Origin of the sequence: Furfurilactobacillus milii (genome assembly GCF_009863985.1) — a bacterium.
Lineage (GTDB): Bacteria > Bacillota > Bacilli > Lactobacillales > Lactobacillaceae > Furfurilactobacillus > Furfurilactobacillus milii_A.
Window position 1 is genome coordinate 1 of the sequence record NZ_WEZT01000020.1, and the last position, 13731, is coordinate 13731.

A 13731-nucleotide genomic window follows, 5' to 3' on the forward strand; every position below is an offset into this window, starting at 1 on the left:
AATCAGAGACCACTTAAAATACTTGACTGGCAAACACCTTATCAGATCATGCTGACAAATTTGTCCAAAAATTCGGATTAAATTTGCAATCTACCTTATATTCAAAATTAATTGATGCGGAAAAACGCCAGATTAAGTTTGACGTTCGTATCAATGAAGGCATTCAGTTACGTGAGGAACGCTCCATTGATTTGGTAAGGATCTTTGGTAACGTACTCGACAATGCACTAGATGCTGCGGAAGAGAGCGATAAAGTTGTGCAACTCAGTGCAGCACCAACTGAAAAGTGTAATGTTTTTCGAGTGACTAACATGATTCCAGGTGATACCACGATTGATTTGAGCAAGGTTGCTCGGTTCGGTGTAACTACGAAGCAGGGACATATGGGAATCGGTATGAGCAACATTCGCCGGTTAGCCAGACAGGGAATCACTGTTGAACAAACGATTGACGACCGACAATTTGTAACCACCATTCACGTTCCTAAAGCTTAGTTAAATGATTTAATTTGAGACTTAAACCATTCAGTGTCTGGTCTGAAATTTTAATACGTTGCGATTAATGCAAGATGTCATCCTGCTGACGAGGTGGTCAGTGAGATGGCATTTTTATATCCTTATGCACAAAAAAGGTTCCGAGCCTTCTCTACCCGGAACCTGTTACATCAAGGAAAGATCCTCAATCGGCGTGACATTCGTTTTACAATTCGGAATGAGCTAACACCTCAATATTTAATTTACGTAACGCCGTGTCCTGACCTACCTGCCCACTTGTAAACTGTCTGCTAATGTGGGCGGAGTAGTAATCAACATTACCACTGGCCGCTCATCACCATTTGATCGACAGGCAAACGGCGGTATCGGTATTACGCGTGGAACACATATGACTCTGTATCGGCCATACACCTCCCAAGTGAATCCTTTACGGTTTTGGTACGGGAAACGCAGAAACTCAAAGCATCGGGTTTCTTTTATACAAACTTGGTCATTGGTATCGCCTGCTTAGAGAGTTGAAAAACAACCAACATCACATGCTCAACTTGAAACTTTGGTATAGAACTTTTGAAACAGATGAAACAGAACTTGTTGGAGCTTTAATTCGGGTAGCTACCATAACCTACTAGTCACCGACTTTTGGCGCGGATGGCTAATTGCGTCATCAATGCGCGATAGATGTCTTTCAACATCATAACTTTACGTGGCCTGCGGACTACCGGCTGAAAATGCCGGGGTAGCAATCAAACTGTCAACCGTGGTTCCAAGAACCAGCCCGGCACAGTTTCTATGAGAAGGCGTCGATTGAGGAGGTAATTCCTTTCCTCACAAGTATAGTAACACGAAACGTAACCGCTTACAAAAGAAAAACTCGCCAACTTAAGAAATTCTTTTAAATTGTTTTGAGAGTCATTTCAAAGCATTGGTATACCAACAATATGAGAATTTGTCATTGTAAATGTTTATTGTTTTGCCATAATAGGTAGCAACCGGTTTAACCGGATTCATGGAAGGCATTTGACAGACGCTGTTCTTGCGGAAGGATGTTTTGTCATGTGTTAAAGCACAAGTGGGTGTTACTCATCAGCATGTTGATCAACATGGGCATCGGATTAGTGATGCCAATTACCACGATTTACATTCATAATGTTTTGGGTAAGCCATTGTCAGTAGCTGGCACGACGCTACTATTTTTCTCTGGCGCATCAATGGTCGGGAACGTGATTGGTGGCCGATTATTTGATCGGTGGAGCCATAAAGGCCCAGTTATTGTTGGTCAAACAGTCGCGTCATTGTCGTTATTAATTATTGCATTGTCGCCAACTTGGCCGTTGTATCCGATTGTTTTGGTATTTTACGGGCTAGGCATAGGGACGGCGTTTGCCTCCTTCAACGGGCTGGTCGCAATTCTGCAAGCTGATGAACCGTTGATGTTTAATTATTCGTTTCTCGCGGCCAATGCGGGGATGGCAGTTGGCTCTCTGAGCGCCGGCGTGCTGTTTGCCGTCAGCATTCACCTCACATTTCTGGTTCCAGGCATCTTGTTTGGTCTAGCTGTCCTCATCGACATTTTCAAACTGGAGGACGGGAACGCTCAGGTAGTTAAAGGATCGACGAATAACGTTGTTTCCAAACCAATCCATGGTGCGCTTCGTTCAATTGTTTTGATTGCGTTCGCTTTCTTTGTGATTTGGATTGGGTATTCACAATGGAACACTAATTTATCCACGTATATGACTAGTCACGGAGCCACTGTGGCTGAGTATAGTGCTTTATTCACGCTGAATGCCGTTGTACTTGTGCTGATTCAGCCGTTTGGTAACCGAATACTGCCACGTATTTTTCCACGCAAAAAGTACCAAGTTATTTTCGGTACGGTAGTATTTGCCTGTTCCTTTTTAATGATTATTCACCAGCCGTACTATATTAATTTTGTGATGGGGATGTTACTACTGACGTTTGGTGAAATGATCGTAATGCCAACGATTCCGGCTTGGCTGAATGAATTTGCGACGCCAGACAACCGGGGGACCATTCAGTCCATCAGCAGTCTGGCAGGCGGTTTTGGTCGGGCTGTCGGACCTTTACTAGGTAGCTTAATCATTGAAGCCACGTCGTATCCTGCTATGTTCCTGTGGCTATGTGCCGCTGATATTGTTGGGGCGGGGCTGCTGATACTGGCAGTTGACAGGCAACCGAATGGCAAATAAATCTTAATGGAGTTCTTATGGTGATCAAACGATTTGAAACGGTATCAAATACATGGATGACTTATTTAATTGACCATAATCACGAGACCACTTTTTGTGGTTTTGTGTCCGATAATGTCGATGAAATGATTCAGGATATTTCTGAAATGGATGATCACTACTTTCTTTGTAACATCGACGAAGACAAGTTAACTGGGATTTTGCTAGTTGAACGATATCAGGAAAATAGCCGCTGGATTGCCGAGACATGGGGCCCGTTTGGAAATGACTTTAAAAGCCGACAGACGCTGGTGTGCTACCTGTATGAAAGAGAATCATCAGAAATTCATTTTTTCGGTACGAATTTGACCCAATACTTTGCAAAGCTCAGTCGAAAAAATCGCTCACTTAAAACTGCTGGTCACAGACGCTTAATTGCGGACGTTACTCAACTTAGTCAATTAGCTATAGATGACATTTGTCACGTAGAAATGCAAACGTATCAGCTTAGCCATGACGCAGTATTAACAGATACAGTGAAGTCTGGCTGTCTCAAACTATTCAATGCCAATTTTCCTGGTGGCTCAGCTGCGTTTGACACAATTTTGGCTGACTATGATCAATCGACGATGATTTGTTGTTTTTCTAATCAACAAATTGTTGGATTTAACCTGTATGCGCGTGATGGTGAAGATCTATTCCTTAACTATATTATTGTGGATGACCACTATCGTCATCAGGGAATCGCTCGTTCATTAGTCAAAACGATGTGCCTTCAAAATCTCGACCAAAAGAAAGTTCACTTAAATTGGCCGCTCAGGAAGCAGGCTGCCGGAGACTTTTATACGGGTCTCCACTTTAAAGTAGAGCGGACATTTGAAAGTGTTAGTGTTCAGGCAAAAATAAATGACTAATTAAGCGATACCACTTTGTATGATGTGTGCAAACTATATCAACAGCTAATGTTAGTGTAGCCAGGCAAAGGCGTAGTTTCGTGAAGGCAATACTTGGTGACAAGGTTTTGGTCACTTAGTATTGCGGGACGAGCTTGAGGACATCGGTTTTTGATGGCCTCAAGTCGAGGATGAAGACCGTGTCCTTCGGGCTGAGTCCGGTCCCATGAACCGGAGCCTCTGCCTGGCGGAACGCTTTCAAATCTGAAAAAAGTAAAAAATAAGTCCACCGGCGTCGTTTGAAAACGACATTCGGTGGACTTATTTAGTGTAAACAAACATTACTTGCTGAACTTATCGTCACGAACGAACAGGGTGACTTCAACACCATCAACATTGATGGTACGACGTTCTTCTTTGGCTTCTTGGCCTTCTGGAAATTCTTCTGCCATGTATGTTCACCTCTTTCAGCGGTTATGAAAATTCATAACACAAATCTCAATTACAATTATTATTGTAGTCGTTTCACTGAAAGTTTGCATAATTTTGTGCACGAAAGTGGCAATCTTAATCGGCATATTATTTGAAACGGATGCCAACTCACTTTACTTGTTTCATGGTCTTAAAGTCGCTAAGCTGGATGATGAAAACAAAAATGGAGTGCGACAATCATCAACAATCATATTGGACGACATTTAGAACGAGAACAAAAGAATTGGCTACAAACGCAAGCCGCTGAAATTAGCAAACTTGGCGGGGCAATGCGACATTTGGGTCTGAACCTGGTGGCTTATTTATCGATTTCGGTTATTGAGTATGTATTGGCGGAAATGAGTCAATCACAAACATTGCGCGCTGATGCATTTAACAATTTGTCAGGAATCGTGTCAAGCCTGTTGTTGATGCTCGGTTTGCACATCGCTCGGGATACGGACGATGATGCGTTTGACCGCGGCATTAGCATGACTAATCAGGGGCAAACGATGGGAACGATGCAGCGGGTTAGATTCACCCGGTTTCGTGCTGAAACGATTTTTACATTGGTTACTGGAATCATCATGATTGGTATTTCGTTACAGGTTATCTATAGCGGTATTCGTGGACTTATTAATCCGAATACACGGGTCGTTCCGCAACCGGTGGCGCTGATTGGGGCAGCGATTGCTAGTGTCATCATGCTGATTGTGTGGTATCTAAACCGACAGGCTGGCAGAAAACTGAAGAATGCTGCATTAACGGCATCCGCACAAGATAGTTTAAGTGATGCTTTCACTAGCATCGGGACGTTTGTATCAATTGGTGGAGCACTGTTATTTAACCTATCATGGCTGGATGGTGCGGCTAGTATTGTGGTTGGTCTGTTTATTCTGTTTGCCGGATTGAAGATTTTCTTGGATAGTAGTCTTAATTTGGCAGATTACTTTGACCCGCGAATGGAAGCCACATATCGTGACGCGATTGAAGATGTGGACGGTGTGCGCGGCGTGGGCGAATTAAAAGCTCACTATAACGGTAACCTTGTGACATTAGACGTGATGATTTATGTAGATGCAGAGATGAACATTTTGGACAGCTATGGTTTGAGCGAACGCATTGAACGTTTGATGCGTCATCGGTATGGCATTACGGATACTGACGTGGCCGCTGTGCCAGACCCTGCCACTATTCACAAACACAAGAAGCATTAGGTAGACAAACAAAATACCAGTCGGATGAACGGTAAATTCGTCTGACTGGTATTTATTAATGGAATGTTTAATTGTCGTTCGCGACTACTTCTTTAGCAACTTTTCAACCGCTGCCTTAAGTTCGTCGTCCTTCATGGACATATAAGGAGCTACTTCATCGGCCGTTTTGTTGGTGTCATGAGTATCTTCGTCCATGTAGTGGTTCCATACTGCGTCGCGAATCGGTAGGGTGCTGTCGCTCCAGTCAAACACTTCGTTCATTGGTTCGTCTAGTAACTTAGTCATTTCAACTGCTTGTGCCATGTTGAAATCAGCCTCCCTTTCTTTTATGATCACCATCTATGGTAGTCCTTTTTGACCAATGTGAACCAATTAATTGAAATTTTTTATGAAAACGATGTGGTAACATCAAAATAGATAATTTGGAGGATTAACAAATGAAGGGTAAGTACGAAGTGACACGATTTGTCGGCATTCCGATGACGACTGATGATAGTGGTAAATATGTTGTAAGCGGTGATGACAAAACACATGAATGGCGGGTTGGCAAACATACGAAGGGCAAGTTTGATCGTTTGGGACAATTGTTTCTGACTGAAAACAACTTGATGGTGGCTATTATTGCGGCTTATCCAGTGCCATTCAAAGAACGTCACCAGTGGACGCCGATGCAACGGTTCACCAGCGAGCGTATCAGTGATGACCTCGTTGAGCAATTACGTTCCTCAAACAATATTACTGACGGATTGTAGATGGTTCGCGCTTCCGCTTCCGGTTGCCAACATTGACACGCTCGCCGTGGGACCGGTTCAAGCCCGAAGTTCACGGTCTTTCACCTCGCCGCCAAGCCTCGCAAACCATTGAGTCTTGCCGACCGTCCGTAACCTAAATTCGGGAAAACCATCCGAATTAACGTTACTTTCACGACTCGGTATCAATGTTGGCGCCCTCTCGCTCATATAGATAATGTAAAAACCAGCTCGGTCAGTTGAGAATAAAACTGTTTTATCGAACATGAAAAGGCTTACAATATAACCGATCTAGTCGCGTTGTGAAGCCAAGAGGAGGATAAAGCATGTTTTTAATTGATGTAAGTCGCAATGGCAAACCCGTCTACGACCCGATTGTTAATCAGTCTTAGACAACTATTTGGTAAACGATCTGCGTTTGCCAGGACACGGTCTTATCGTGTATGTAAATCAGCCATCCGTTATTGTTGGGGTTCATCAAAATGCTTATGCTGAAGTGGACTTGCCGTATTTGAAGAAAAACAACATTAAGCTAGTGCGCCGTACTTCTGGTGGCGGAGCGGTATACCATGATTTTGGTAACCTTATTTTTGAAAATATTGTTATCGGTGACACGAGTAAGTTTGGTCATTTTGATGCATTTGCCAACCCAATTCTGGATGCTCTTCATGATATGGGAGCAACGGATGCACAACTGCGTGGTCGTAATGATATGGTGATTGACGGGAAAAAGTTCTCTGGCATGACGATGTTTAAAGTTGGCGATTCATATGCTGCCGGTGGGACATTGATGTACAACTTAGATTTGACAGCGGCGAGCGACGTACTGACACCAGAAGCTGACAAGTTGGCATCAAAGGGTGTTAAATCGGTTGATAGCCGGGTGACAAACATCATGTCGTACTTGAAGCCTGAGTTCCAAAATTTGGATATTGAAACATTTCGCGCAGAATTATTAAAGCGGCTATTCCATGTTGACGACGTAAGTAAAATCGAAACTTATCACTTGAATGACCATGACTGGGAGATCATAGACAGACGGTTAGCTGGTAAGTACGACACCGATGCCTGGAACTATGGTGAGAATCCAGGTTTTGATGAATATCGCTCCAAACATTTTCAGATTGGCACCGTGGCGTTTAACTTTACACTTAAAGATAATAAAATTGCCGATTTTAAAACCTATGGTGATTTTATCAATGGCGGTGATCCAGCAATTGTTGATAAGGCAATGCTTGACGTTGCTTACACCAAGGATGGCCTAACAGAAGGACTCAATGCCGGTAATTACAAACAGAATATTGGCGACATTGATGTTAATGATCTGGTTGATCTGATCTTAGAAAAAGAATAGTTGTGAATGCTGCTTTAAGCAGACATTAATTAATATCAAATAATAGCTTGCAAGCACTCATGTATTTACTTGTTACAATAGTGGAGCTGACTGAAAACAGAGTTCCGTGTCGGCACCATTTGGCGGCGGGAACTTTGCCGCTTAGTGGTGCAGGATGACTTATGAGACGTGTACTTCGGCTCATAATCAAGGTTAAAGACTCCGGGTTTCAGGAGGCTGAGACTGGTCCACATGGAACGGCGTTTTCGGTCAGCGTAACGGCAGTGAGCCATTTAAAAACAACAGACAGTAAAACAGCCAACCTGCTGAAATCACATCAGTAGATTGGCTGTTCTTTTGTTCTTAGAAGGTTTTTTGAAAGAATAATGAATGAAGGAAAAGTTAACTGTCGCTTTCCGCATTCTTCATATAGACCATTTGATCATAGGAAACTTGTTCCCGCAACGTTTTGGCCATATCCATTGAGATTTCGTCGGCGCTGAGTGCGTCTTGAATGTACTGATATTCGGCCTGAAAGGCGGACAGGAAAAGTGAGTTGATGGCCTCGCTTTGGTCCGTTTGATCACGACTAAATCGTTGCGAGCGTTTAATGTAAGAATCACGAACAGCGTTGATGGCTGCGGGGTCACGCGTAATGTCCTGGTTGAAAAGCCATTCCATTGCCGCATCGTTACCTAGTTTTTCGATGGTTTGCATCAAACGGCGGGTGTAGGAACGAGCAGCATGAGGATTATCATGGAGAACCTGAATGAGGGCATTGGTGGAGTCCGTGTCATTCTTCGTCAGTGCTTCAGCAGTGGCACTAGAGACGGCCTCTTCACCGCTAAGACTGGCCGGCAAGTCGTTCACTGAACGAACGGTTACCGTAGCAGAGGAAACACTCTTTGCCGCACTAGCAGGTTCTGAGGACTTGTTACTCATAGCCGCAGCGTTACTAGTCGATGCCGATTCAGTCGTAATTTGTGTCTTGGTCGTAATGTCCTTAACCGTGTCAACGGGCGCGTCAATGACCGTCGTTGTTTGATCTGATTCGTTTTGATAGGAGGCTAAGTGTTGCTTGTACATCTGTCGGCCACGTTTACGAATTTGCCGTTGCTTGCCAGGGTGAAGTAGCCGCATCAACACAAACTTCAAACGTAATTTAACCTGGGTGCTGACGGTGGCGTTGGCTCGACGACTAGTGATCATTAACAGGTATTTACGGTATATTTGTTGTTCGCTGGTGTTGAGATTACCATTTTCAATTTCATCATTGATAGCGTCTGCTTCTGCTTGAGCAGCACCGTCAAAGAGAGCCGAAACGGTCTTTTTGTCAGGCCGATGCAAGGTACCCTTTTCATCAACCAGCGTTTCAATAACAGTATGACGAGCGGAATTATTTGGCACGTTATTTTTCAACCAGGCAATCGCGTAATCGAGCATGTTTTGGTGTGAAACCTGAAAGTCTTCTTTATTGTCGTCATCCTGTTTAGGCAAAATGAACGGAATGGTGAATAAAGGAACGACTAAACTGATTAAAATAATAGTGGCAGAAATGAAGATGAGCTCGTTACGCATTGGGAAAGACGCACCATGTAATGTCAACGGCAGGGAGAAAGCCATCGCTAACGTGACGGTGCCATGCACGCCACTTAACGCCAGTAATGCTGCCGACTGATTGGGATCTTTCCGAAATGGTAAGTTAAGGAAGCGACGGATCCAGAGGAATCGAAGAACAATCATCAATAGGTAGATTCCAATGGCTAAACCAATCAAAATTAAGATTGAAACCTGGTGTTTGGCGAAGAGGTTATCAATAATGGTTGGCAAACTGACACCGAGGAGAACGAACACGAAACCGTTTAAAATGTCTGTTAATAGACCCCAGACACTGGAACTAACAACCTGCATCTTGGTGGAAGTCAGGTGCAATTGGTTTCGTTCGATACCGTGAATTAGACCGGCTGCCACAACGGCTAAGATACCGGAAACACCAAGTTCTTCAGCCACAAAATACACTAAAAATGGTGTCAGCAGTTGGATAGGAACACTGGTTGATGCATTATCGACATTCCAATGAATTAATCCAATCCGTAAACCAACAATAGCCCACCCGAGGACTGTCCCAACTAGAATGCCCCCGAAGAAGGTTTCCAAAAAGGTCAGAACACCGCTGGCTGGTGAAAAGTTGCCAGAAGAAAAGGCGGTAAGTGCTAAATCGAAAGCTACGATACCCGATGCATCGTTAAATAGTGACTCGTTTTTTAGCGTTTCCATTAACCCCGATGGAAGTTGCAGATTCTTGGTGATCGAACTGACCGCCGTTGCATCTGTTGGACTAACAATGGAAATTAACATAAAGGCTAATGGTAGTGCAAAAGCCGGATAAATCCAGTGAACGCCGAAACCGACAACGATAACAGTGGTGATCACTAATAGGATTGCCAACGACAGGGTGTCAGAAAAATTGCGAGTGAGACGGCTGTTTGAGGTTTCCTGCGCGTCATTAAACATAATGGGTGCGATGATCGCAAACAGAAAGATTTTTGGATCGAACTGATAATGATGATAGAAAGTGATAAATGATAACGCAATCCCCGCTGCGATTTGATAGAACGCAAGCGGAATTGCGGGGTACTGGTTATAAACGATTTCAGCGGCAATAACGGCTAAAATCAAAATACCAATAAAGAAAGCTAAACTCATATTTGTTCACAAACCTTACGTTGGATTTGGTCTTATTATACGCGCGAGTGTTGCAGAAACGTTAGCCAGGACGTTTGCCGATTAATATACAAATCGTTGACTTACAAAAGATAAGCACGTATACTACGATTATAAAATTTATGGAAGAGGTGTTAGCGATGATGAACATGAACTGTTGTAGCGGATTGATCAACCGACCAAGTTTATGGGGAAGTCTAACAGCCGCTAACACATCTGAATTGTTTGTGTCGTAACTGACATTCAACAATTGATATCGAGAAAATTTTGTTAGCATCCACCCATCTGCTTGGTTCTAGGGCCAGGACAGGTGTGGTGGATGCTTTTTTGTTTATCTGTATCCCCGTAGGAACGCATTTTATCAGTAATGGAAGGGAGGCTGCCATGTTTAAAACGGTTGACCGTATTATCAAGGAAGACCCGGCGGCACGAACGCGTTGGCAGGTTATGCTAACTTATTCGGGATATCAGGCGTTGGTCGGATATCGATTGGCGCACTGGCTCTGGGGCAGGCAACATTTATTGCTTGCAGAGTTGATTAGCCATTGGACACGTCATCATACCGGTGTGGATATTCATCCGGCGGCGACTATTGGCGAACGGCTATTCATTGACCACGGCATAGGAGTAGTCATTGGAGCAACCGCAGTGATTGGTGATGATGTGACGATGCTTCACGGTGTCACTTTAGGTTCACGTCATGATCAGTCAGGCAAACGACATCCGAGCATTGGTAACCACGTACTCCTTGGCGCCAATGCCATGTTGTTAGGCGATATTACGGTTCATGACTTTGCCAAAGTTGGCGCTGGCGCCGTTGTGCTCCACGACGTTGGCACTGGCAGTACTGTTGCTGGCAATCCGGCGAAGGTCGTTCGAACATGGCATCCCAATGAACCGGTTATGCATTTAGAAGACACTCAAACAAATACAAAGGTAGGTCATCAACATGATTAAAAAAGAAAACATTTTAGATTATATCGGTCACACACCAATTGTTAAGCTTCAACGTTCGGTGCCAGATGGTGCGGCTGATGTTTATGTGAAGCTGGAATTCTTTAACGAGGCTGGTTCCGTTAAGGACCGTGTCGCCTTAAAAATGATCGAAGCCGCAGAAACAGCAGGTACTTTAACGCATGACATGACGCTCATTGAACCTACTTCGGGAAACACAGGGATTGGGATTGCTGCGGTAGCTGCCGCTAAGGGCTACCATGCAGTGCTAGTTATGCCAGATACGGCCAGTGAGGAACGTAAGCAAATTATGAAAGCTTACGGTGCCGAATTAATTGAAACGCCAGGTAGCGAAGGCATTACGGGCGCCATTAACCTGGTGAATGACAAACTCAAGGAAGGTGGCTACTTCCGTTTGGGACAATTCATTAATGAACTGAATCCGCAGGCGCACTATGAAACGACTGGTCCTGAAATTGTTGACTACTTTGATGGCACGCCGGATGTTTTTGTTGCCGGCATAGGCACCGGTGGCACGATTTCAGGCACGGGTCGATTCCTGAGAGAGACTAATGCCAATGTTGAAATCGTTGGGGTTGAGCCCGCTGCATCGGCCGTTTTAAATGGCGGTCAACCGGGCAAACACCCGATTCAAGGTATTGGGACTGGTTTTGTGCCGGATATTTTGGACACTCATGTGTATGACAGTGTCACCGATGTCACTGGTGAGGACGCTGTTGCTACTGCGCGGTTAATTGCCCGCCAAGAGGGAATCCTGTTGGGCTTCTCAGGTGGTGCAGCCGTTTGGGCAGCGATTGAACGTGCTAAAACATTAGGTGCAGGCCATAAAGTGCTTGCTTTAGCTGCCGATAATGGCGAACGTTATCTCTCAACATCACTTTATGCAGATTAATAATTCGTGTCGATAACCACCGACGGTTCAGTCTTTTAACCGTTGGTGGTTATTTGTTTGGATTGATATCATTAGTATCACTAGTTGGTTCAGCATTGTTGTTACGGTGCCGCATGGCAACTAGAAACCGCACAATGACATCTTGTTCTTCTGGTGAAAATTCATTTGCGACAGTTTCTTTTGCCTCTTTGTCCTCATCCTGAATCCCGTGGGCCAAAGAAAGTAGCCAGGTGCCGGCATCCGTCAGGCTATAAAATTTTTCTCGTCGATTTTCTGGATTGGTTTGTTCATCGACTAAGCGTCGTGAAATCAGGCGTTTTAGATATTTGGACAGCGTGCCCGGCAAGATGTCGAGTGCGTCACTGATGCCATGTGCATTGATTTGAGGATGTGCTTGAATTGTTTCCATAACATCGCGAAGCGGTCCACGGAAATGTTGGTCGATACGATTGGCCCAGTCTTGCATATTACGTTGATCATGGTGATTATGATGGCCAATATTTCCTGGTCCACCGCCAAAACGTTTGTGCATCATCATGGCTTGCTGAAAACGCATGTCAAACGGGTGGTTGGCCGTTTCAAAATTGAGCAGACCCGTATAAAGGTCGTTGATTTCTTGTGCACGTGAATGGCCCATATCCATTCCTCCATTTGAATTAATGTATTTATTTTACCGCGAAATGTTTCTTTTGGAAACAATAGGTGCTATACTCATTATTGTTTCCGAGAGAAACAATCATTTTTTAAACGGAAGTGATCTTATGATAGATTGTAAAATTAATCCGAACGCTGTTCGGACAAAAAAGATCAGCTTCCTTTAAAATGGTGTTTACCACAAACCCATCTTTTAGGAGCTGATGCCGTCAGATTATCTAGATGCCCATCTTCATGTACCTCGGGAAACAAAAAACTTACGAGCAAACTTTTTTCATCGTTCTGATCTATCATCGTGTCATATGCAACTCGATCATCAAACGTTAGTATATTGCCTATTTTAAAGTTATATTTATGTTCAAAAGATTCGATATATTCTCGTTCGTCACCATAAACATAAACAACAGAAGAATTTTTGATATTTGATTCTGACGAAACTGATAATGTATCTTTTGTTAAAGAATAAGTTTTCAGCATTGTAATCCTCCTGCTTTATATTTTTATCAAAAATAAATGCCTAATTGTTGTGAAATAAATACGTTATCAGTTTTAAAAACATTTTATCTTATGGTAGATTGCAAATTTAATCGGAATTTACGTTATTTTTATCCTAAAGGGACTCGTTTTGAGCACATTAGTGCTCAAGATTTAACGACGACGTTACTCCAAATTAACCAGCGACCGCTTAAAATACTCGACTGGCAAACACCGTATCAGGTTATGCTGACAAATTTGTCCAAAAATTCGGATTAAATTTGCAATCTACCTTATGGGCTTTAAAGGTTTAACACCATAAGCACCACCTCCGATTGGAAATAGCCACCGCCTTAACTTCTCTACTGGATCTATTATACAGGCAGCCTAGCTCTTTAACCAAATATAAAATTAAAGAATCAGTAAGAATACTATATTTATATCTGTAAAAACAGTTTTTAACTGCTAGGTCATAATGTATAGATAAATAAAAGCAAGCACCTATGTAAAAAAGTGCCTGCTTTGATTAATTATCAAAAAAATTCCAATCTATATTTATAAAAGGTCATCTCACCAATTTAAATATTGATTAACTGATCTTCAATTGCTCAATTATTTACGTTCTAAGAAGCCTAATACAGATAAATTTGGCTAATTATCCATGTA

The 13731-nt window shown here is 43.2% G+C and carries 11 protein-coding genes and 3 pseudogenes; 10 read left to right on the top strand and 4 right to left on the bottom strand.

Going from position 1 to position 13731, the window contains the following annotated elements; translation table 11 throughout:
• The first annotated feature begins 83 nt into the window (after positions 1-83).
• The 4 genes from GB992_RS09210 (at position 84) to GB992_RS09225 (ending at position 5264) form a co-directional block, all read left to right on the top strand.
• Complete coding sequence (locus GB992_RS09210) at positions 84-494, top strand: GHKL domain-containing protein (protein WP_161002184.1); 411 nt, start codon at positions 84-86, stop codon at positions 492-494.
• 1055 nt (positions 495-1549) lie between these two features.
• Positions 1550-2704 carry an MFS transporter gene (locus GB992_RS09215; RefSeq protein WP_161002185.1) on the top strand — a complete coding sequence of 385 codons (1155 nt, stop codon included), beginning with the start codon at positions 1550-1552 and terminating at the stop codon, positions 2702-2704.
• A gap of 17 nt (positions 2705-2721) precedes the next feature.
• Positions 2722-3597 (top strand): GNAT family N-acetyltransferase, encoded by an 876-nt coding sequence (locus GB992_RS09220; RefSeq protein WP_161002186.1) that lies wholly within the window; start codon positions 2722-2724, stop codon positions 3595-3597.
• 740 nt (positions 3598-4337) lie between these two features.
• Entirely contained in the window at positions 4338-5264 is a 927-nt protein-coding gene (locus GB992_RS09225; protein WP_161002187.1) for a cation diffusion facilitator family transporter, read from the top strand.
• 84 nt (positions 5265-5348) lie between these two features.
• Here GB992_RS09225 and GB992_RS09230 read toward each other — a convergent pair whose 3' ends face one another.
• Positions 5349-5567 carry a P8 family protein gene (locus tag GB992_RS09230; protein WP_161002188.1) on the bottom strand — a complete coding sequence of 73 codons (219 nt, stop codon included), beginning with the start codon at positions 5565-5567 and terminating at the stop codon, positions 5349-5351.
• Positions 5568-5701: 134 nt separating this feature from the next.
• On the opposite strand from GB992_RS09230, the gene GB992_RS09235 reads away from it, so the two are divergent.
• From GB992_RS09235 to GB992_RS09245, 3 genes and pseudogenes are all read left to right on the top strand, one after another.
• Positions 5702-6016, top strand: coding sequence for a DUF7671 family protein (locus tag GB992_RS09235; RefSeq protein WP_161002189.1), 315 nt, complete (start codon positions 5702-5704; stop codon positions 6014-6016).
• Between the two features lie 323 nt (positions 6017-6339).
• Positions 6340-7367: pseudogene (gene lplA / locus GB992_RS09240) on the top strand (lipoate--protein ligase).
• Positions 7368-7528: 161 nt separating this feature from the next.
• Positions 7529-7690, top strand: coding sequence for a hypothetical protein (locus GB992_RS09245; RefSeq protein ID WP_161002190.1), 162 nt, complete (start codon positions 7529-7531; stop codon positions 7688-7690).
• 58 nt (positions 7691-7748) lie between these two features.
• Here the strand turns inward: GB992_RS09245 and GB992_RS09250 are convergent, their stop codons facing one another.
• The gene (locus GB992_RS09250; protein ID WP_161002191.1) at positions 7749-10052 is read right to left on the bottom strand and encodes a cation:proton antiporter; all 2304 of its coding nucleotides are present in this window, start codon (positions 10050-10052) and stop codon (positions 7749-7751) included.
• A 402-nt stretch (positions 10053-10454) separates the two neighbouring features.
• On the opposite strand from GB992_RS09250, the gene cysE reads away from it, so the two are divergent.
• Positions 10455-11027, top strand: a complete 573-nt coding sequence (gene cysE, locus GB992_RS09255; RefSeq protein WP_161002192.1) for a serine O-acetyltransferase — start codon at positions 10455-10457, stop codon at positions 11025-11027.
• Positions 11020-11937 carry a cysteine synthase A gene (gene cysK, locus GB992_RS09260; RefSeq protein ID WP_161002193.1) on the top strand — a complete coding sequence of 306 codons (918 nt, stop codon included), beginning with the start codon at positions 11020-11022 and terminating at the stop codon, positions 11935-11937. Before cysE ends, cysK begins: the two co-directional genes overlap by 8 nt.
• Positions 11938-11986: 49 nt before the next feature.
• Here the strand turns inward: cysK and GB992_RS09265 are convergent, their stop codons facing one another.
• Together GB992_RS09265 and GB992_RS09270 are read right to left on the bottom strand one after the other, a co-directional pair.
• The gene (locus GB992_RS09265) at positions 11987-12574 is read right to left on the bottom strand and encodes a MarR family winged helix-turn-helix transcriptional regulator (protein WP_161002194.1); all 588 of its coding nucleotides are present in this window, start codon (positions 12572-12574) and stop codon (positions 11987-11989) included.
• A 218-nt stretch (positions 12575-12792) separates the two neighbouring features.
• Positions 12793-13068 (bottom strand): annotated as a pseudogene (locus tag GB992_RS09270) (magnesium transporter CorA family protein); the annotation flags it as partial.
• A 102-nt stretch (positions 13069-13170) separates the two neighbouring features.
• Here GB992_RS09270 and GB992_RS09275 point away from each other — a divergent pair.
• A pseudogene (locus GB992_RS09275) lies at positions 13171-13344 on the top strand (IS30 family transposase); the annotation flags it as partial.
• Between the last annotated feature and the right edge of the window lie 387 nt (positions 13345-13731).

What these genes read in the sequence shown, in the direction of transcription:
- GB992_RS09225 (WP_161002187.1), top strand. Translation starts at nt 4,338, where the DNA reads ATGCGACATTTGGGTCTGAACCTGGTGGCTTATTTATCGATTTCGGTT.
- GB992_RS09235 (WP_161002189.1), top strand. Translation starts at nt 5,702, where the DNA reads ATGAAGGGTAAGTACGAAGTGACACGATTTGTCGGCATTCCGATGACG.
- GB992_RS09265 (WP_161002194.1), bottom strand. Translation starts at nt 12,574, where the DNA reads ATGGGCCATTCACGTGCACAAGAAATCAACGACCTTTATACGGGTCTG.
- GB992_RS09250 (WP_161002191.1), bottom strand. Translation starts at nt 10,052, where the DNA reads ATGAGTTTAGCTTTCTTTATTGGTATTTTGATTTTAGCCGTTATTGCC.
- GB992_RS09230 (WP_161002188.1), bottom strand. Translation starts at nt 5,567, where the DNA reads ATGGCACAAGCAGTTGAAATGACTAAGTTACTAGACGAACCAATGAAC.
- cysK (WP_161002193.1), top strand. Translation starts at nt 11,020, where the DNA reads ATGATTAAAAAAGAAAACATTTTAGATTATATCGGTCACACACCAATT.
- GB992_RS09245 (WP_161002190.1), top strand. Translation starts at nt 7,529, where the DNA reads ATGAGACGTGTACTTCGGCTCATAATCAAGGTTAAAGACTCCGGGTTT.
- cysE (WP_161002192.1), top strand. Translation starts at nt 10,455, where the DNA reads ATGTTTAAAACGGTTGACCGTATTATCAAGGAAGACCCGGCGGCACGA.
- GB992_RS09220 (WP_161002186.1), top strand. Translation starts at nt 2,722, where the DNA reads ATGGTGATCAAACGATTTGAAACGGTATCAAATACATGGATGACTTAT.